Here is a 21,616-nt window from a genome sequence, read left to right as displayed (position 1 = left end):
TTTCCATTGGGTTATGACGCCGCATGTTGCCGCAACGCTTCGGCAATGCGTTTGAAGCGCGTATCTTCGGAAAACTGCGCGAGCCATTCCATCAACGTCTTATTATCCTCTGTAAACTCCGCATCGGGATCGGCTCCACTTTCCAAAAGCAACTCTACCGTATCGAGATGCCCGTGCCCGCCAGCGCAGTACAACACCGTATGCCCGCGATCATTTGCGACATTGACATCTGCGCCATGCGCGATCAACAAACGCACAATTTCCGTATCGCCATTGCGCGCCGCGTGATGCACAGGCTGATCGCCGCGACCATCTACCGCCGTCGCCAGATGGGGATGCCTGTTGAGCAACGCCTGCACCCGCGCTATATCCGCGAGAAAAACAGCCCCCAGGAATTGCCGCGACAAATCATCAGCCGGACGAACATGGGGATCCAGAGCACCGTATTGAATAAGCAACGAAACAATATTTTTATTATTCGGAACCTCGCCAGCGTAGTGCAACACATAGCCATCATGAGCCGCCAGATCGGCTCCCGCCTCAATCAGCAGTCGCACGATATCCTCGTGTCGCCAAAGTCCCGCGTGGAAAATTGGCCGCCATTCGTATTCATCATCCGCGTCAACAACAGCGGGATCGGCTGCGATCATTTCCCGCACAGCGTCGATATCCCCACGCCTGCATGCATCGTGAATTGTTAGTGTATCACTCATCATTCACCTTCCATTATTTTGTTAAAAACGTTTTCGAGCAATAACAGAATGAAAACAAACACCGTCTCGTGGTTCTAATCTGCGATAGTACTCCAATCTGAATGACTTCTGCAGGACTTTGAGAAGTGTCTCAGTCCTTCTCAAAGAGAAAAACCGCTTCGGCTCATAAGTATCTCGCTCCAAAACACCCTCAAAATCTTCTCCACCCCACACGCCAACATACATCAACCCATCCTCCACGAGCCGAGTCGCGATCAAATCGAAAATTTCATCTATATCTGCCTGTGGGATATGCAGCAGACAATTCATAGAATACACCGCATCAAAAGACTCGCTCAACTGATCGAGATTATAGCAATCCAAAACGCGAGCAGAAACGCCCTTCTCTCTCGCCAGCTTTACCATCGCAGGCGCATTGTCAACCGCAACAACCTCGAACCCTTGCTCCTGAAAGAATTTCGCATCGTGACCGGGACCACATCCCAGTTCGAGAATAGACCGTCGTCGTTCATTTCTCAAACACTGCAAAAACGCGCTTCTCTCTCGCTCCTTAAACGCATCGGTGGAACTATGCTCCCTCTCCAGCGCATGTCTTTCATACGAGGCAATCAGACTATCGGTGAACTCCATGAAAGCCTCCCAAAATAGATTGGCAGATGGGAACAGCTTGATTTTCAGCCACAGCCTCCTTATTATGCCTTGCAACGTCCACAAAACCAAAGACATTTTTTGTAGATAGGGCAAAAAACTTTATGACAACAGATCAAATCAAAGCGCGTCTTGAAAGCGACAAAATTCAAAAAATTAAACTCGCTGGCTTCGACATCGACGGCGTTATGCGCGGCAAATACATATCGATCGACAAATTCTTTTCTGCCATCGAAAAGGGCCTGGGCTTCTGTGACGTGACATTTGGCTGGGATATGATCGATCAACTCTACGAACAACCGACCGTCACGGGCTGGCATACCGGATACCCGGATCTCCTCGCCAAAATTGACCTCAGTACCTATCGCGTAATACCCTGGGAACAAAATACCGCGTTATTTTTACTCGACTTTTACGAAAACGAAAATCAGCCACTTGCGGTATCCCCGCGCCAACTGCTCCAAACTGTCGTACGCAAAGCGAATGACATGGGATTCCAGCCATACATGTCAGCAGAATACGAATACTTCATCTTCCGGGAAACGCCCCATTCCCTGGAAGACAAAGGATTTGAGAACATGACCCCACTCTCGCCCGGCTGGTTTGGCTACAGTGTATTGCGAGCATCTGCGGCTTCAGAATTTGTTCACGCAATCATCGATGGAATGGGAGCGTATGACGTTGAACTGGAAGGCATACACACCGAAACCGGACCCGGCGTATATGAAACCGCGATACGGTACGACACAACATGTAACGCCGCAGACAAAGCCGCCCTATTCAAAACAGGCGTAAAAGAGATCCTATCCAGACACGGACTCGTCGCAACTTTTATGGCGAGATGGAGTCCAGACTACCCCGGTTGCAGCGGACACCTGCACCAGAGCTTGTGGAATTTAGAGAGAGACACCAATCTATTTGCCGATGAATCAGATCCACAGGGCATGTCTCAAATAATGAAACACTATATCGCAGGACAAATCGCGGCAATGCCCCACACGATGGCACTCATATGCCCGACTATCAACTCTTACAAGCGGACAGTCCCCGGAGCCTGGGCGCCGACCAACGCCTCCTGGGGAATTGAAAATCGAACCACATCTCTCCGCGCAATTCCCGGTACATCCCCTGAATCCACGCGCACCGAATATCGACTCGCAGGTGCCGACGCCAATCCCCACATCTCAATGGCCGCCAGCCTTGCCGCCGGGCTATACGGCATAGAGCATCAACTCGACCCCGGCGAGCCTTATAACGGAAATGCCTACGAAGCTCCCGAAGAACGATTTGCACCTTTGCCAAAATCACTTGAAGAAGCAACAGACCGTTTAAAAAACAGCGAAATCAGCCGCGCCTGCCTCGGCGACACATTCGTAGATCACTTCACAATCACCCGCGAACACGAAATTGCGGAATATCGCCGCGCCATAACAGATTGGGAACTCAAGCGATACTTTGAGATCATCTGAACGCCTCCACAATATAGTTCCCCACCCGCAGGGCATTTGCCGCAATCGTCAAACTCGGATTGACGCCGCCAGATGTGGGAAACACACTCCCATCCGTCACAAACAAATTGTCAATCCCCCTGAACTGGCAGTTCGCATCCAATACACTCGTCTCTTCATCATCGCCCATACGCACCGACCCCACGCCATGAGAAAAAGTGTCGATACGATAAGTATGAAAAAAAAACGCGCCTGACGCGCGCAAAATCCCTTTGGCCTTCTCCACCAGATAATCGCGGCGATCGCAGTCACGCGCTGTGTACTGATGTATGACCTGTGCGCGGCTGATGCCATAAACATCCTGCTCATCTGCCAGCACCACGCGATTCTCAAACTGCGGCTCATCCTCTGCAACACACAACAGATTCTGCAAAAAACCAGCAGCTATTGCCGTCAGATTTTTAAGTCCAAAAGGCGCGTGGTGTTTCAGCGCTACAGGCGACGGCGTATAAATATCCTGAATCACTCCAACGGCGCGACCGTCCTGCCCTCGAAAATCCCCGTAAAAATCCGAAAAACACACCTGCTTGTGAAACACCCGTTCCGGATTCGTGCGAAACGGAAACACCCCCGCCACAACAGCATTGCAATGACGCATCAAAAATCGCCCAATCAAATCGCCCTGCGGAAACGAATGCAACTCTGACCGCAACAAAATAGCCGGACTTTGCAGCGCCCCCGCAGCGACAACAGCAACAGGCGCGGGCACTTCAAACGCCTTTTTTGTACGCCGATCCACACACGCCACAGCGCGTACGCGCCCCCGTCTGTAAATAACACGCGCAACCTGCACCCCCGTCAAAATCTCAGCCCCTGCATCTTGTGCCAACTTGAGCAACGTCATCGTCAGATCATTTTTAGCCTCAATTTGACACGGAAACCCATCGCAGGTCAAACATCGAATACACACCGTCCGCGCTTGATCTGAAAAATTGATCGCCAGTGGCATGCGAAAAGGCCGATACCCCAGCGCGCATCCAGCATCCCAAATGCGTTGTGCAGGACGGGACAGTTCAACAGGCGGATACAAATAGTCGCCCGTTCGCGGCGGTTCGCACGGATCGACACCCTCTTCTCCATGCACTTCCAACAAACGCTCGACACAATCGTAATGCGGAGACAGATCCCCATACAAAATCGGCCACGCGACCAGATCTTCTTCGCGCAGCCTCAGCGATGCCCCACCGTAAAACACGGACATCCCACCAACCACCTCATTCTCGACCACATCTGAAAAATTGCGGTCTTCATATTGCCTCACCCGAAGCGGTGATGGCCCTTGATAGCGTTTCTCAACCAGCACAGAACGGGGATCCCAATCCTTTGCATCGCGCCTTGCCCAATCGCCTCGTTCCAACAGTAAAACCTTCATACCCGCCGCAGCCAACACATAAGCGCAGGCACTACCCCCAAATCCCGTACCGATAATAACGGCGTCGTAGTCGTTAAAATTCATTAAACCTCAAACAAATATAAAACAATTAACCCAACAATAATAATCAGTGCCCCGTAGTGGAATTTTTCTCGGGCATCAATACACCGCTGAATCCGCGGCAAATCGGGGCGAAATTTGCCCGACATCGTACGCTGAATATAAGTCTTGTAATACTCCACGACAAAACGCTCCAACCCACCATTCATATAAACCAGAAATCCCAACGATATGGGATGCATGGAATCATTGAGAAAATAGAACAGCGGCGAACAAATCGCCAGCACCAGACCCGACCGCTGAAACTTCAAAATTTTAAACCCCTCAAACGGCGCGTCTTTATACGCCCCGCCAAGCGACACCAGCAGACCTGTTACATAAGCCGTCAAGAGAAAGACCCAGAAACTCGTCACAGGCGCGGGAATCAACAACACGGCAAAAACGCCCAGCACCAGCACAGTTCCCACAGCATAGCGCAACAAATCGCTCGCCACATACCGCCCAAAAAACGTAATGCGCGAAGGCACAAAATACTTACCCTGATCTTCCGTGCGAAAAAACCCCTTATAAAGCTCGGCCAAAAACCGTTCCAGCCCCATAATCAGAAAAAAAATCTGAACCCATCCCAGCGCAGAAAAACTCGCCTTAAAAATCGGGACAAAATACAACACCGCAAAAATCACAATATGAAAATAAATACTCCGGGGAAAAGTTCTGGACTTAAAATCCTCGTAAGGCGAATCCTTAAACGCCCCCCACAAAGACGTATAAAGTCCAGATACGATACTCACACCCAGGCCAATATAGAAATTCATAGCTATTATTCCGATTCGCCTAATGCCTTCTCTCGCCGCATCCGCCCCCCTTCAAGCACCTCCAAAATAGCGGGTAGCACCAGCACGGCAGCCACAAAACAGGTCAACAAACCAATCAACGCCAATCGCCCAATTGAATTGAGGCCGGGATGCGTCGCCATCATCAATCCAAAAAAACCGATCATCGTCGTCAACATAGAAATGAACATCGCCCCACCCGTGCTCCTGATCACCACCGGCATAGACCCGGGCCCCTCCTGCCTATATCGGTGATAGAGATGCACCCCATTGTCAATCCCCATACCAATGATAGTGGGCAATGCGACCATATTGTAGAAATTGAGCTTCAAATCCTGCAAATACAGCGAACCACACATCCAAATAGTGCCACAGGCAAGGGGAAAAATCACCAGCAAAGCAGAGCGCAAACTGCGAAAATCAGCCAGCACAATGAGAAACACAACCGCTACTGTCAGCGAAATCGCACGCGGACTATCGCGCAGCATCAACTGCAACATATCGGCAAAAATGATATTGGAACTCGACGAATAAAACACCTTGCCCGATGCGGTTTGAATCTCGTGTGAATCTTCGGCAAATGCAATGGCGTTTTTCCCATCGCGCAACTGCACACTCGGCAAAATTTGCGCAAAATACGCCTGACTGCCATCAATAGTCTCAAATTTTCTCAATAAATTCTCGGGCAAATCCTCAACCGAAAGTCTTTCGACATCCAACAAATCGCGCAGGGAATCGAGCTTTGCCTTTTGTGTGCCCCTGATCAACTTCGCGCCCTCCCCATTGGCCAGCGCGCGAATTTCTCCTATTATCTCCAGCTTCTCGTCCTGACCGCGCAACTCTGTCCAGAGCGTTTTGACTTTGTCAATTGTTGGCGTTGGATCATCTTCGGCTATCTTCTTTTCCAATGCATCTACAATTTCATCGAGTTCCGCTTTGCTATCCGCCAGCACAATACCATAAGACTGCGATTCACTGCCGTATTTCGGAATCGTCGCCATCTTTTGTTTCACCTTGACCGATGCGGGCAAATTAGAGCGCAAATTGGTAAAATCGTATTCAAAATCGATATCGCGCAAATGAATACCCAGATATATCGTGAGAATCAGCGCGCTGGCAATCACCAACAATGGATATGGAAAATGCCCCCGGCTGCCGCCCCAATTGTGTCCCCACACATGCCGCATGCGAATCCACATGAACCTTTGATCTGCCAGCACCAGCACAGCGGGCAATACAGTCGTCATAGAGACCAACGACATCAAAATGCCCGTACCCACAATAAAACCAAACTCGGAAAAGCCTCTAAAATCTGTCAGAGTCAGAGAAAAGAACGCAATGGACGTGGTAATCGCCGCCGTCAAAATAGCCTGTCCAGTCTGACTCAGCATCGTCTCTATAGACATCCGCACATCCGTCTTGTCCATCCGAACTTCGAGATATCGCGCAAACATATGAATGCCAAAATCGATCCCCAGCCCAAACAAGATTACAAACAAGAAAACTGTCATAGTATTCAAATTGCCGATAACCCAATAAGTAATCGCAAACGCCCAGATCAAGCCCATCGCCAGCGGAATAGCCACAAAAAAAGCCGCCAACGGCTGGCGGAAATAAAATGTCAAAAGCGCGACAATACCCATGATACCAAATATCAACGTCGAGCGGACATCGCTTAAAATGGTATCGTATTCATCAATTTTGTTCTTAAACGGCCCCCCGTATTCAATCAACATCTGTGGGTGATACGCGCGCGGATTCACCTTCTTAACCGCCTGCTGGATCACCCGCTGCATATCCTTGGCAAAACCGATATTGCTCACCGTACCTGCTGCCATCGCCTCCAATGCCAGGATGGTGCGGTCGGGATTGGTATAATACGTCTCGTCCCCGTTATCCGCCGTGCGATACTTAGACTCAATATCCGAAAAATCGAGCACGGCTTCTTCTTCATCGAGAGAAATATACAACGGTGACAGCTTCAACTTTTCCTGAATGATATAATCATCTATACGCGTGAGAACCTCATCCAAATCGTCCGTTTCCATAAACAACAGCGCGTTCTTGCGATAAAATTCCGCATCTCGCTTGTAATCGACAAAATTGATATAGGTCTCGTATTTCTCGTCCTGTAATTCACGTGCCAGATCCTCGGCAAAACGCCTATTTGCCTCAAAATCGGGACTCTGCACCAAAACCACCAGACTGCCCACGCCGCCCACGCGCTGTTTGATCTCATTGAGCGTCTTCACACTCTGATAATTTTCCGGAATCAGGGCAACGAGATCCGTCTCGAGCTTCCGTCCAAGCCTGTACACAAAAATACTGCAAAAAGCCGTCAACAAAATCGACACCACAAGAATACCTCTGTAGTGTCGATAAGTCCACCCCGCCAAAAAACGAAGCCCCGCTTCAACCAATGGGTGCCACCTTTCTAATCCGACGTATCTTCACTTAGTTTTTCTTTTAACTTATCCATCAAGCCTGCAAAAGAAGACCTGCGAATCTCCCGGCGAAACTGCGACCGATTGCTGCGTGCAACACTCAACTCATCGATGACCATATCGTAAATCAACCACTTGTCATCAACGAGATGCAATTTATAGTCAATCGTACTCGACTCCCGCCTGTAATACACCACCGTCTTGACAACAGCCAGTGTGCTGTCAACCTCGACACCCGTATAATCGATCTTTTCCGCTTTCGTATATAACGCGGGATCGGCGTAATTCTTCTCGATCAACTGCCTGTTCACAGCCACAAAATCAGCTCGCTCTTCCTCTGTTCGCGCTGCCCAATCCCGGCCGAGAGACTCCCGACTAAATGTTTCAAAATCGAACAACTCACCCACGATAGCTTTAAGCGCGGCGCGCTCTTCGGGCGTATCGCCCCCGGTTTCTGAACGCACAATATCCTGAATCGCCCCATCGCGGCTCTTCACCATCTCGAGCAGCGCATCGCCCTGATCAGACGCACCCGCCACACCCATCAAAACGAGCATCAGGAATGCAGATCTGAGCAATAAAATCATAACATATCGCCTATTAATATCAATAACTTGTTTACAGACAGAATTTTCATCCATTTTAATATTTTTTTCCCCCAAAGTCAAGACAACGACAGCCTGTCTCAAAAAAAGAGAACATGAGTATTAACAAAAATAAAGAACGCCCTATTTTGCAACTAAATTCTCTAATGATCTTGCAAAAAATATCGCGTACAAACAAACTTCTGTTGAAGTTATACACCCCCCCAACAGAAGTTTATCTCAACTCAGACAGAATTTGCATCAATCCGCTTTCTCTCCCAGCTTCGCCTCATCCACATTCAAAGCACCGCGCGCGCGCAGCATCTGTCCGCCAAAGCCAAAAATACCCGCCGTCAACAGCGCAGAACCAATCACGAGAAACCAGTACATACCCGCAATACTATTCGCGACAGCCAGCGTGCAAAAGAACGCGGCAAAAAAATCGCGGCGACTCACAAATTTGAGCGACATACAAAAACGGTGAAACCACCCGCGTTCACTCTCGGGAACATCGCTCGAAAACGCCATATTAAAACTCACAATACTGCCGGACCCCACCAGTTTCATATACAGAAAAATCAGCAATACCCCCAACGCATCGAGAAAAACCATCACACCGCCCAGCAGGGGATAAAATGCCTCACCCGTATATTCATACATCCCGGCGAGCACCGCCATAAAAAACACGAGATAAGACATATTATCCGCCAGCGTATCGACCCACTCGCCCAGGCGAGAACCCATAAATTTTAATTTGGCAATCTCGCCATCGCACCCATCTATAATAGACGCAAACTGAAACAACAGCCCGCCCAGAGCCAGATGCAAATAACTCGTACTCCCCTTAAAAACCAGCCATGCCGACAAAAAACTCAACAACATCGTCGCAATCGACAACTGATTTGGCGTAACAGGTGTATGCACGAGCACACGAGAAATGCGCGTAGAAATTTTGCGATTGAAATAGCGCGAAACAAAACCATCGGTCGGCTTGCCGAGCCTGCGAAACATCTCTTGCTCGGCGTGGACATGTGCCTCGGGCGTATCCACATCGAGCCAAAACGCGCCATCGATATCCGCAGTCCGCATACTGCCTTTCTCCGCCAGAACGCGAATCCCCCCCGACAATGACCCCTCGCCCTCTGCAATAGACTGCTCGAGCGCGCCAAACAAAAACGGACTGCACAGAAAAATCCCCGTATCCACCGCATTGAAATCGGCCAGCTCTTTTCCAATTTTGACCACGCGATGATTCTGCGTCATCACCTTTGTAGCATCTTCCATATCAAAAATGCCATCGAGACCTGTATCGACACACAGCACAGCTTCATCCCGACCAACCGGCATACGACGCAATTTGACCAGTATCTCGGGATCAAACAGATGATCGGACATTAAAAGAATAAATGGCTCATCGACATATTCCCTGGCACTTAATACCGACACCCCATTGCCGCGCGCCCATTCCTTATTTTGAACCCAATCAATCGCCACATCCGAAAGCTGCGGATCATCGGCAAGTGCGTGCATAATCTCCTGGCACCGATACCCAACCACAACCACAAACTCTGAAATGCCCGCGCGCATAGCCGACAAAATCGTGCGCTTGAGCAATGGCACGCCGGCCAGGGGCACGAGAGGCTTGGGCAAATCCGCCCCATAACCTCTCAACCGACTGCCCATACCGGCGGCAATAATTACAGCTTTATTCACCATAACTTCTACAACCTTTCGCAATATCCCGAGGAATTTACAAAAGACTGCGTCCAACAGCCCGTTGTAATCTCGTCCAGGATCGGTTAAAATTGAACACTGCTTCGTAATATTTGGCGCGAATAATGCCGTACTCTTTTGCGGCATCAATCATATCCGATGCCTCTTCAAGACCGGCATTAAATCCATCGCGAACCGATATAAACCACCGGCGGGTCGCCCGCCTCGCCTGGCTGGCAGCCGCCATATTTTTTTTTGCCTCGATCAACTCGCGGTAAATCTTCTCAATTTCAATTGCCACGCCCTTCTCTGCCAGTTGCTTTTGATACAACAACTTCTGATATTCCAAACTCGCTTTTCGCGCCTTCGCAGACGTAAGCCCAAACGACAGCGACTGTCGAACACCTATCACCGCCCCTGCCTGCAAAATATTGAAATCATCTCTGGCAAAAGGACTTGTCTGATCGTCGCGATTCGGTGCATACCCATACTTAAATTGACCCGCAATAAATATCTGGGGATACTGCTCGCCTTTTGCCACCTGCACCAGGGATTCACGTATCTGTACGACAGCCTGCAACTGCTGCATATCCTCGCGGTCACCTGCGCGTTTGAGATAAAACTCAAGCGACTCAATCTGCACATCAACAGGCGTTAGTGGACCAGCAAGAGCCAGCGAATCTCCTTCACTCAATCCCAGAAGCATGCGCAGGGCAGACTCGGCAAGCGCTTTTGTTTTCGCTGCTTCGTGTACTTTTTCGCGCACATCAAAGGCAAACCGGTCAATGCGGTTCAGATCGGCATACGTAAAATCGCCTTCCTCTGCCTCCAGTTTCTCCGACACAAAATCGCGCGCCGTTTGAAAATCACTTTGCGCCTCCAGTGCCAGTGCCCACAAATCCTGCGTCAGTTGCAACCCAAAATACACCTCGGCAACCTGAAGCTCCAGGTCGCCTCGCGCTTTTCGCAACCCCGCCTGCTGAGCCGTCACCCCTGCCATAGCCGCTGCTTTGGCACCTGATAAATGACCGAACGTGAACAGAGGTTGCACAACTGTGGCTTCCGTACGCGTAAAAATATTCAAATGACTCAGCATGGTCTCGCCGACGAGCGCGTCGCCGCGCGCCTCGGGCGAAGGTCCAATAAAGGATCGCAGCTCAAACTGCGGCAAAAAGCGGATGGCATTGGCCTGATCTAATTGCGCCCGCGCAATATCGACATCAACCGTTGCGGCACGCACGCCGGGATGTACGCGCATCGCCCGTGCAATACTCGCGGACAAATCATACGTTTCGGCGTACGGGGATGAGATAAAAATCCCAAAAAAGAACCCACACAGCTTTAACATGTGTGAAAAAACAACACACCTGTTGCAATTTAACAACATATTACCCCTGGACCCCGGCGCAAAATTTCAAATACATAAAAATCTATATCTATATTAAACAAATATTTAAAAAGAGACCATGCAAACAGGCACAAAATATCTCTATATATAAGCGAAATCCGTGCCATCGTAAAATATACAAAAAAACCGGACAAAAGTCCGGGTAAGCTATACTAACGTTTTCATCCGCGAGAAGTTCCCCTCCACAAATTCACCGCCGCACCGCTATCAAAACAAATCCAAAAGATACCCAGAAAATTTTCCGGATGCGCCGGATCAATGCAACGCCCAATCCCAATTCTGGTGTCAACCCCAACAATTGAAAAAGAAACACATGCCCACTCTCAAAAACACCGATCCCCGATGGAATAAAGAAAAACGCTGTATTTATAATCAACGACAAAGACGTGAGCAAAAAAGCGGTCAAAAAAGATTGTGGCTGTCCCAACAAGTTGAGAATCGCATACACTTCAAAAATTCCCAAAACCCAACTCAGCATGTGCAGAGCCATACACAGCCAGAACCCCAGGCGGTTCTGCTGGTAAAATGTCGCAATCGTCCGATCAACTTCTTCAAATTTTTCACGCCTCGACTCCAAAAAAGAGAGACGCAACTTCTTCAAAACATCCAGCAACCATACAGATGCCCGTTTGCGCTGAGACACATAAGCCGCCACAATCCCAACCGTACCCAGCACCAGGGCAGCTCCCAACCCAATCTGCACCTCTATTGAAAGCGAAAACATGCCCACGGCCAATCCCGTGCCAATCAGCGCAAAGACCAGGCCGCTCACCAGTTCAACCGTCTTATTGATCACCAGAGAAGGTACGCCCTGCGTCACAGAAACCCGGTCGCGCAACATATACGCTTTGGCCACCTCACCGCCCACATGGGAAGCCGGTGTGACATTGCCAACCGCTTCTCCCGACAACTTTGTGCAAAAAAGTGCCCAAAAATGCGGACGGTCGCCATCAAAACACATCGCCCATGCCCACGTATTGCTCACATGCCAGCCCAGTGCAATAAGCAAAACAGGTACATAGCCCCATCCCATCTGCCGCACCTGTATCCAGGCGGCGATAATTCCAACTTCGTAAATCAACACCGCCAGCAGCGTTAACCCAATGCCCCACAACATCACCTTACGCACAGTTTTCATTCGCTATCTATCCCAAAAGAAACGGCGACCAAAATGCGCCGCCGTTCGTCAATAATGTCTTCTGAAACACCGTCAATTAACCCGCATAATCACATGATATCCCAGAGGGGTTTTGACAATTCCACTGACTTCATTGGGTTTGAGCTTCATCACTGCAGCTTCAAAATCCGGATGCAAATCGCCCTTAGAGAAAAATCCCGTGCTTCCGCCATTTTCTTTTGAAGGATCAATAGAATAACTCCTCGCCAAAGCGGCAAAATCTTCTCCGGATTTGAGCTTATTCAAAATTTCCTGAGCCTCAATTTCCGTCTTCACCAGAATATGCCGCACCCGCATCTTGCCCGCCTGAATCGACTTAATAATATCCAGATTGCCCTGTGCGTCGCGCAGCGTACTGGCATCCTTGCTTTCGGCCATTGCCGTTTCATACGCCCTTCGCGCCTTGTCAAAATCTCCCCGAGCCGAATAAATAAACCCCAGATTGTTGTGAACCTCAGCATCTTTGGGATCAATCTCCAATGCCTTCTCGTAAATCACACCTGCAGAATCGACCTTCTCTTCGCCCAAATACAGCAATGCCAACCGCTTATAGGGTGCAATCCACTTAGGCGCGCGCGAAATACAGGTCAACAGCTCGGCCTTGCCCTGTGCAATATCGCCCTTAGCCACATAGACTTCTGCCAGCCTGAACCGCACCAAATTGCCATCGGGCGCGCGTTCCAAAACGCCCAGCATCTCGCCAATACTGGCGTCAAAATTACCCCTGGCTGCGTACAACTGGGCAAGTGCATCGCGCACCTCGAGATCATCCGGAGCGAGATCGCGCACCTTTTCCCACGCTGCCTGTGCGATATCCAGAGAATCCACTTCTGCACTCATAAAACCGAGTGCGCGATACACCGACGGATCTTCTGGCGCAGTCTCAACAGCCTGTCGATATGCCGAAAATGCCTGCTGCGTCATCCCCAGCGCGTGAAAAACCCCACCCCGGTTAACCATCAACATCACATTATCCGGATTGGCATCAAGACCGCGATCCATCACGGCAATTGCATTGAGTGTATCGCCCACTGCAATATGGGTCAGCGCCAGAGATTGATACGCCTCGATAAAATCGGGACGGCGTTTGAGTGCCGCTTCAAAATCGGCAATAGCTTCTCCGAGCTTGCCCAGATCGCTATTCAAAGATGCGCGCTCTGCCAGAAGCAAAGCGGGCTCATTGCTTTGCCCAATACCCCGATCCAGCGCAGAAAGAGCCTGAGAAATTTTGCCCTGTCGAACGAACACCAGCGCCAGATCGCGATATCCGCGAACAGAGCCCGGTTTAATCTCCACCACCTTTTGAAAAGCAGCCACCGCCGCATCTAATTGCCCGGCCTCTGCGTAAAGCATACCCAAAAAACCGTGCGCTGCCACACTATCGGCATGTGCCTCGACAAAAGCGCGCGCCACCTCGAGGGCATCGTCAATTTTGCCGTCGCTGTAATGCGTCTCAATCTCTTTCAAAAACTCTCGCGCATCCACAACCGGGGCCTGAAAAAATATCATACCCCATACAAAACACAGCATCCACCGTTTCAAAACGCAACCTCCATCCTTGACAACATCAGCACAACACAATATAATCACATCTCACCTATGAAAACTCTAAAACAAAACACCGTACCACTCATAGCCTTTCTAATTGCGGGAAGCACGGCAACGCTCGCTTACGACCACTTGTCCTACGTGATCCCCTATGTGGTCTTTAAGTATCCCATAGCCATTGTCGTACTCTACGCATTTTTTCAGCTCATCGCATTTGCAGAGCGTCGCCGCAGTGCCCAACTCGACGAAGTGGGCTTGCTTCGGCCTCTGCGAGACGGTGCATTCCTCGTATGCCTGCACGCACACCTGCGCGACCTCGGCATAGATTTGAACCTTTTATCTTCCACGTCCAGCATGCACCTCGCCCTGTTGTCCTGGGCGGTCGCCCTCATCGGATATTACGCCCTTGAGCAACCCGGAGGACTACCCGGCCGCACAATCAATATCCTGTCCTCTCCTGCCACGCGCATCACAGTCTGCCGCGGACTCATCATCTCGGGACTGCTCGGCGTGGTTGGCACATTCGCGGCGATCGTGCAGCCCCTCTGGCTCGTCCTCCCCTTGCTTCTGGTATTCATTCGCGCCTATCAACGTTCCGGAGAGGATCGTGAACGTCCAGAATGAACGCCTCAACACCCGCGCCGCCCTGCTCAACCTCTTGACAGCAATCCTCTGGGGCGGCAATTCCGTATCCATCAAAATGGGGCTATCTGGTATTCCGCCGCTTTGCCTGGCCGGCATGCGCTTCTTGCTCGGCGGCCTCGTCGTCTATATCTGGACGCGCCCCTTGAAAATCGACCTGAAACTCAAATCCAACGAGCGGCGAGGCATAGTCGGCCTCATCTTTCTTTTTCTCGCACAGATATACCTGCTCAATGCGGGAACCGATTACACCCTCGCCAGCCGCTCGACCATCTTTATCTCTGCCTATCCCTTCTTCACCGCCTCGTTTGCACACATCTTTATACCGGGTGACAAAATCAGCACGCGCAAAATGATCGGCATGGTATTGTCTTTTCTCGGCGTAATACTCATCTTTGCCGAGAGCCTATCACTCGGCGAACTTCAACATCTTCTGGGCGATATCCTCGTGCTCGCAAGTGCTGCTCTGCTCGGCGCCCGCCAGATTTATCTCAAGCGTCTCGTCCAGAACATACACCCCGGAAAAGTCTTGATCTGGCAATCCGCCCCCAGCGTACCCATCTTTTTTTTCCTCAGCTCACTATTTGAAACACAGGCCATCCAACTTGATATCCGCGTCCTGAGTGCCGTTCTCTATCAGGGGCTGGTCGTCGCGGGATTCTGCTTTATCCTCCTCACCAGCCTGCTAAAACGCTATTCGGCCAGCCGCCTCTCGGTTTTTGGATTCATCACCCCAATTGTCGGCGTCGTCGTCAGCAACCTCCTCCTCGGCGACCCCATCTCACCCGCCATTCTCCTCAGCCTCGCGCTCGTGGGCATCGGCATCACCATTGTCAATACATCACAGTGAGCCTCTCTCAAGCGCACAGCCTATCAATCTATGCGGTCTCATTATACACCGCAAGAAAAAACTGGTTTCAAAACCCAATATCCGCGCTTTAATCGAGCCGAATATCTGGCAACTCAAAATCATCGCCCGTGTCTTCAATCCACTGTGCAAGACGCTCGTGGCACCGATCCTTTTCCTTCTGAAACGCCCTGTTATAGACGTAATTCGCCTGCTCATACGGATCATCCGCCGTATTGAAAAGCAACCAATCATTACCCGGCGTACAGGCGTATTTCCACCCATCTCGCATCACCACAGCCCGCCACGCCTTATTCACAGTATGCGAATGCATCTTTCGGGGAATCTGCTGCAAATACGCCGAATCGGGCTCTGCATTTCTATTCGGTTTACCCTTGAACTCAGCGGCATTGCTGGAAATACAGTGGCCCGAATAATCGTACCCAACCATGCCCTCGGGAACGGGAATACCACAAAGACCCAGCGTCGTAGGCGCAATATCCACGTGATTGATCACCGCATCGGTAGATCCCGTATTCATATTCGCACCTCCCCCCACCTTGCCGATAATAAACGGAATGCGGATCGACTCTTCCCACGGCGATGATTTGCCCGTCTGCGCGTGGCTCCACAGCATATCGCCGTGATCGGAAAAGAAAACCACATAAGTCTCCCGATCAACACCCATATCTTTGAGCCCCATGCGAATCCGCCCCACATTATAATCCAGATTCTCCACCATCGCGTAATAACCCGCATGATCCAGGGCTGCCCGCTCGCGGATCCGGGGAACAACCGGCACATTGCGCCGAAGCTGAATATCCGACGGATGGATCCGGGGCGCACCGCGCTCCGGATTGGTAGGCGGCACAAAGGGACCGTGCGGCGGCTGCACTGAAAGCACGGCAAAAAACGGCTGATATTCTTCTTCACCATTTACATGATCCGCGAGATGGTCTAAAAACAAGGTCGTCAGACTATCGGTTTCATATCCGTCCAAACGCCGGGGCGTTTCGCCCTCCGAACCATAAACATAGCACTCGTTCTGATTATTGTTATTCTCATACCCCATCCAGTACTGAAAATTTCCCCTGCGCTCGGGAGGAACACAGTTCTCCCGCGCATTGGACCCGTCCAAATGCCACTTGCCCACATAAGCCGTGTGATATCCCGCATCATTAAAAGGCATAGCAATAGTCGGAATCGCCGGATCCAGTGGAGACGGCGTCTGCGTCACCCCATTCTGGTGCGGATAAGTACCCGTCATTAGCGCACCGCGAAAAGGCGAGCACCACGGCGCACCGGAAACTGCGCAGTCAAAACGCATACCTTCACGCGCGAGATTGTCGATATTCGGCGTAAACACATTGGGATCACCCCGATAGCTCAATGCATGCGCGCGGTGTTGATCCCCAAAAACCCAGATCACATTAGGTTTGCGTACAGGGCGAAACGAAAATTTCTCACTCATATTAAAAACCTTTCTAATGCCCGTGATCGTGCAAGGGCGTATGATCGTGATAAATACCGTGCTTGTGCATCTGCTGGTGCAAGCGATTGTGCGCGGCCTCCAGCGTGGCGCGCATCTGTTTCAAACGCCTTGCCTCGGGTCGCGGAGCGAGCGTATCCAGATAGGCAATTGCCCCTTCGATCTGTTCCAAAACCGTCGTAGCATCCGCCCGTGAAAAAATTGGCATCCCCTCCACAACCACCTGCACGGCACTCGTGTGTGCGGCAATCTCCCCGTGCTGCCCCTTATAGCTCCCGCGCACCCGAAGTGCAATCCACGTCGAATCCTCCACCCGTACCTCTGCACTCCCCGAAGCCGACAACCTCTTATCCACATTCACCTGCTCATACGTCAGCCCGCCCACAACGATCTCGACCTGATCAATCGGCAAACGCACCGACGCCACCTCCCACGTCACATTGACCGTCCCGCCAGAAGCGGGCAACTGCACCCGTGAACCGGGCGCCTTCCCTTCCACCTGAATCTCTGCAAGCGGCCCCACCGTCACAAACGTATGACCTGCCTTTGTCGCCGCCATCCAGTTTTCATAGCTAAACTCGCGATCTCCCAAATGCGTATAAGTCCGCACCCCGCCGAGTTGCGACGCAGCCGCCATCTTGTCCGACCCACCCACAACTGGAATGTGGTATCCCAAATTCAAATAGCGATACCAATCGGCAATCCCATAGGGATTGATCTGTGCATTGTGCGGATTAAACGTCATCATCTCCATCGCGTGGATCAACCCCAGCACAATATCTGCTGCGCGTTCGCACTGCGGATTTGGACCGTGCGGCATCACCACCAGCCCACCCTGATCAATGCACTGCTGCGCCCACTCGGCCATCGTGACTTCCTGCGCGTCGCCCAGCGCGGATTCCGACGGTCCCCCCGAACACAGCGGATGAATCATAAGCCCCGAATAGCCCAGCAGCGAAATATGTCCGAGCACCTGCATGCGATTCTCGGTTCCAACGCGCACGAGAAACTCGCCATCCCCACCAAAATCCTTTGCGCCCAAAGTCGTCTTACCATCAAAATCCGATACATTGCTGAACATTTCACCCCACTGGCTCGCCAGCAAATTCACCACATTCACACCCTCGCCCTCGCCTTCCAGAAGCGCTGTTTGCGGACTCAGAAAATGCACATGCGTATCGGCTGTCACCCACCCCTTTTCCCGCCACTTGAGCACGCGATCAATCTCAAAAGTCACCACATCAGTATCGGGACCAACCGTAAACGTCTCGCGAATCGGCGCAATCTCATATCCCTTCTGAATATCGACATACACATTGCCCAAAGGCAAGTCTGCCACGCATTCTCCCGGGATATAACAATACTGATTCAAGCCATTGACATACTCGCCGTAATTGTCCTCAAACCAGTGCGGATTCACCTTGCGGTGATACCCCTTAGGCGGCAAATACTCCCCTGCCTCGCCGTGCATGTGCAACCGCACAGCAACCGGCGTCTCGGTCCCTTTCTCCACCACCCGAATTGCGACCGGACGATGTGCGGGCTGCACCTCGACAATCTCCCTTGCATCTGCCAGATCGTAACCCTGCACCTCCCCATCCCCCTCCACATAAAGCTTCCCCTGCGGGTGAGCGATATACTCGACAACCACCTCAGAAGAAGACCGCTCCGGCTGTACATCCACCTCTGCGCTCAACCAGCGTTCCGCATCGTAATCCAGCACAGCCCGCGCCGACATCACCACCCCCAGATCAATATCTATATCCTCAAGCTCGCCATTTCTATTCAACTGCGCGCCCTCGGGCAATGCCAACTTCAATTTTTGGCGCACACCCGGCCGCAGCGGATGATCGGCGACCTGCGTATGCGTGATCCCCAGCACCAGCGACCGCTCGTTCCTGGGAACCAGTGTCAGATACCGAATGGGCTTCTCCGGATTGGGATTGGGCAACGCATAAACCCACAGCTTTATGCGCCCGCCATCTCGCCCCGAACTGTGCCGCGTCTCGGCGCGACCATAAGCCGATGCAGGACGACGCCCCAGACCGTGTTCATCCGTAGCACCCATCACAACCCCTGGTTTGGCCGCAGGCATCGCTGCAAACGCACTTGCCCCCCACCCAATACGGGACTGTTGAATCGCAAACCGGCGCAAAATACGCGTCGCCTCGGACTCTCCATCTGCATATTCCAGCACGTAATCCGACACATGATCACCCAATTCATTGCCATCCATGGCAAAATCGGCCAACTCCTCCTGGTAATTACTCACGCGATTTTCGACCCCGTGCAAAAACACCACATAGCTCGCCTTCACACCGCCCATATCAACGCGCACAACACCACTATCGAGCAATATACTGTTCGGTTCGCCTGGCGCACCCAGATCAAATGGCATACCCAGAACGGACTGCCTACCATACATTGCGCCCAAATCTTCACCACCAAATCCATCTAATTGCACGCGATCCACATTGTAATTTTCCGCCAGCAAAACAGGCGTAAAATGTTCAGATGGGGGAATATTCATAAAGCACCTCCGCAAATCAGCGAATCTACGAATCTACGAATCCCGCCCATCCTCCCCAAATCAGTATGTACTACCATTCGTCTATTCGTCTATTCGTTTACAAGAAATACCGTTCCTTCTTCACCATCACCTCAAACTCTTCCCTCGCCTTCTGCACCTCTTCCACCGCCGAAACCTCGGCAACCGGCACATCCCACCAGCTCTCGTAACCCGGCACGCGCACATCGCGATCGACCTCCACCGCAATCACCGTCGTGCGATCCACAGATCGCGCCTCTTCAATCGCCCTCATCAGACCTTCTCTGCCCTCGGGCCGCAACACATAAGCCCCCAAACTCTCGGCATTTGTCGCCAAATCGGTCGGCACATTCTCGCCATCCAATTGCCCGGTCCGCTCATCGCGCATCTTATACCTTGTCCCAAACTCATCCGCCCCCACAGCATCCGACAACCCCCCGATACTCGCAAAACCGTGATTGTCCAGCAAAACAATATTCAGCTTAATTCCCTCCTGCACCGCCGTTGCAATCTCCTGCGCCATCATCAAATACGACCCATCTCCAACCATCACATACACCTCCCGGGAGGGATCGGCCATCTTAATACCCAACCCTCCGGCAATCTCGTATCCCATGCACGAATATCCATACTCCAGGTGGTACCCCTTGGGATTGCGCGTCCGCCACAACTTGTGAAGATCGCCCGGCATACTGCCCGCCGCACAAATCATGACATCCTCCGGCGCCGAACCTTCATTCACCGCGCCAATCACTTCACCCTGGCTCAAAACGGGCCGATGACCCAAATCGTAAATGCGATCTACTTCTGCCTCCCACGCCTTTCGAAATGCGACAACCCGCTGTGTCAAATCCCCCGACACGCGATACCCCTGCACCGCTTCTGCAAGCTCCTCCAACACCACCTGCGCATCGCCCACCAGCGGCAGTGCCCCGTGTTTGGCCGCATCAAATTCCGCCACATTAATCGCGATAAATTTCACATTCGGATTTTGAAACGCCGTCTTTGAAGCCGTCGTAAAATCGCTCAACCGCGTGCCAATCGCGATCACCAGATCCGCTTCCCGCGCAACAATATTCGCACCCGGTGTACCCGTCACACCCACCGCACCCAGATTATTGGCGTGGTCGTAATTAAGCGACCCCTTGCCCGCCTGTGTCTCTCCCACTGGAATACCCGTCTGCTCCACAAATGCCGCCAGCGCGTCTGTCGCCTCGCTGTACAACACTCCCCCGCCCGCAATCACCATCGGTTGCACACTCTCCCGAATCCACGCCGCAGCTTTTGACACCAGATCGCGATCTGGCCGGTTGCGCGGCACCACCCACACCCGTCTTTCAAACAACGCTTCGGGATAATCAAACGCCTCTGTCTGCGTATCCTGCGGACAACACAGCGTCACAGCACCCGTCTCAACAGGCGAAGTCAAAACCCGCATCGCCTCGGGCAATGCCAAAATCGCCTGATCTGCCCGATTCAACCGATCCCAGTACCGCGACACCGGCTTAAAACAATCATTCACGGAAATATCCTGCGACGCATTGGACTCCAACTGCTGCAACACAGGCGCCACATTTCGCCGCGCAAAAATATCACCCGGCAGCAGCAACACCGGCAACCGATTAATCGTCGCCGTTGCCGCGCCCGTCACCATATTCGTCGCCCCCGGTCCAATCGACGTCGTACACGCCAGCGTACCCAACCGATTCTTCATCTTGGCATAAGCCGCAGCCGTATGCACCATCGCCTGTTCATTGCGCGTCTGGTAATACCGAAACGCATCGCGATACTCGTGCAATGCCTGACCGATTCCCGCCACATTCCCGTGCCCAAAAATACCCGACATTCCCGCAAAAAAGGGCTGTTCAACCCCATCGCGCGAAACGTACTGCGCCTTCAAAAACTGAACAATCGCCTGTGCCATTGTCAATCGTCGCGTCTTTCCCATGTTATCCCTCGTGAATAAAATCAACGAATCAACGAATCAACGAATCCCGCCCATCCTCCCAAAATCAGTGCGTATCGCCATTCGTCTATTCGTCTATTCGTCTATTCGTCTATTCGTCTATTCGTCTATTCGTC

16 protein-coding genes are annotated in these 21,616 nt (G+C 51.7%); 3 read left to right on the top strand and 13 right to left on the bottom strand.

Annotated elements, in window-relative coordinates; translation table 11 throughout:
- Positions 1–11: 11 nt before the first annotated feature.
- Both OXH16_17005 and OXH16_17000 read right to left on the bottom strand, forming a co-directional pair.
- Entirely contained in the window at positions 12–716 is a 705-nt protein-coding gene (locus OXH16_17005) for an ankyrin repeat domain-containing protein (protein ID MCY3683098.1), read from the bottom strand.
- An 18-nt stretch (positions 717–734) separates the two neighbouring features.
- On the bottom strand, positions 735–1,343 hold the full coding sequence (locus OXH16_17000; protein MCY3683097.1) for a class I SAM-dependent methyltransferase: 609 nt from the start codon (positions 1,341–1,343) through the stop codon (positions 735–737).
- Positions 1,344–1,465: 122 nt separating this feature from the next.
- Here OXH16_17000 and OXH16_16995 point away from each other — a divergent pair, with 122 nt between their 5' ends.
- The gene (locus OXH16_16995) at positions 1,466–2,830 is read left to right on the top strand and encodes a glutamine synthetase family protein (protein ID MCY3683096.1); all 1,365 of its coding nucleotides are present in this window, start codon (positions 1,466–1,468) and stop codon (positions 2,828–2,830) included.
- Here OXH16_16995 and OXH16_16990 read toward each other — a convergent pair.
- The 8 genes from OXH16_16990 to OXH16_16955 form a co-directional block, all read right to left on the bottom strand.
- Positions 2,823–4,325 carry a GMC family oxidoreductase gene (locus OXH16_16990; GenBank protein MCY3683095.1) on the bottom strand — a complete coding sequence of 501 codons (1,503 nt, stop codon included), beginning with the start codon at positions 4,323–4,325 and terminating at the stop codon, positions 2,823–2,825. The two genes, OXH16_16995 and OXH16_16990, sit on opposite strands and share 8 nt — an antisense overlap.
- The gene (locus tag OXH16_16985) at positions 4,325–5,116 is read right to left on the bottom strand and encodes a hypothetical protein (protein MCY3683094.1); all 792 of its coding nucleotides are present in this window, start codon (positions 5,114–5,116) and stop codon (positions 4,325–4,327) included. The genes OXH16_16990 and OXH16_16985 overlap by 1 nt, the downstream gene beginning before the upstream one ends.
- A 5-nt stretch (positions 5,117–5,121) precedes the next feature.
- Entirely contained in the window at positions 5,122–7,554 is a 2,433-nt protein-coding gene (locus OXH16_16980; GenBank protein MCY3683093.1) for an MMPL family transporter, read from the bottom strand.
- A 14-nt stretch (positions 7,555–7,568) separates the two neighbouring features.
- Entirely contained in the window at positions 7,569–8,165 is a 597-nt protein-coding gene (locus OXH16_16975; protein ID MCY3683092.1) for an ABC transporter substrate-binding protein, read from the bottom strand.
- A gap of 258 nt (positions 8,166–8,423) precedes the next feature.
- Entirely contained in the window at positions 8,424–9,878 is a 1,455-nt protein-coding gene (locus tag OXH16_16970) for an NTP transferase domain-containing protein (protein ID MCY3683091.1), read from the bottom strand.
- A gap of 34 nt (positions 9,879–9,912) precedes the next feature.
- Complete coding sequence (locus tag OXH16_16965; GenBank protein MCY3683090.1) at positions 9,913–11,157, bottom strand: TolC family protein; 1,245 nt, start codon at positions 11,155–11,157, stop codon at positions 9,913–9,915.
- A 316-nt stretch (positions 11,158–11,473) separates the two neighbouring features.
- On the bottom strand, positions 11,474–12,421 hold the full coding sequence (locus OXH16_16960; GenBank protein MCY3683089.1) for a lysylphosphatidylglycerol synthase transmembrane domain-containing protein: 948 nt from the start codon (positions 12,419–12,421) through the stop codon (positions 11,474–11,476).
- A 72-nt stretch (positions 12,422–12,493) separates the two neighbouring features.
- Positions 12,494–14,002: a tetratricopeptide repeat protein gene (locus tag OXH16_16955; GenBank protein MCY3683088.1), complete on the bottom strand. Its 1,509-nt coding sequence runs from the start codon at positions 14,000–14,002 to the stop codon at positions 12,494–12,496.
- A 57-nt stretch (positions 14,003–14,059) separates the two neighbouring features.
- Between OXH16_16955 and OXH16_16950 the strand changes: the two genes are divergently transcribed.
- Positions 14,060–14,632 (top strand): hypothetical protein, encoded by a 573-nt coding sequence (locus tag OXH16_16950; GenBank protein MCY3683087.1) that lies wholly within the window; start codon positions 14,060–14,062, stop codon positions 14,630–14,632.
- Positions 14,616–15,500 (top strand): DMT family transporter, encoded by an 885-nt coding sequence (locus tag OXH16_16945; protein MCY3683086.1) that lies wholly within the window; start codon positions 14,616–14,618, stop codon positions 15,498–15,500. Before OXH16_16950 ends, OXH16_16945 begins: the two co-directional genes overlap by 17 nt.
- An 88-nt stretch (positions 15,501–15,588) precedes the next feature.
- On the opposite strand, the gene OXH16_16940 is transcribed toward OXH16_16945, so the two are convergent.
- From OXH16_16940 to iolD, 3 genes are all read right to left on the bottom strand, one after another.
- A complete protein-coding gene (locus OXH16_16940; protein MCY3683085.1) occupies positions 15,589–16,968 on the bottom strand; it encodes a sulfatase in 1,380 nt (459 codons plus the stop codon).
- Positions 16,969–16,981: 13 nt separating this feature from the next.
- Complete coding sequence (locus OXH16_16935) at positions 16,982–19,516, bottom strand: CehA/McbA family metallohydrolase (GenBank protein MCY3683084.1); 2,535 nt, start codon at positions 19,514–19,516, stop codon at positions 16,982–16,984.
- Positions 19,517–19,613: 97 nt separating this feature from the next.
- Positions 19,614–21,482 (bottom strand): 3D-(3,5/4)-trihydroxycyclohexane-1,2-dione acylhydrolase (decyclizing), encoded by a 1,869-nt coding sequence (gene iolD, locus OXH16_16930; protein MCY3683083.1) that lies wholly within the window; start codon positions 21,480–21,482, stop codon positions 19,614–19,616.
- Positions 21,483–21,616 lie beyond the last annotated feature (134 nt).

This window comes from Gemmatimonadota bacterium, from assembly GCA_026705765.1.
GTDB lineage: Bacteria > Latescibacterota > UBA2968 > UBA2968 > UBA2968 > VXRD01.
Note: the sequence above shows the minus strand (reverse complement) of the source record. Positions and strands in the feature narration are given on the sequence as shown.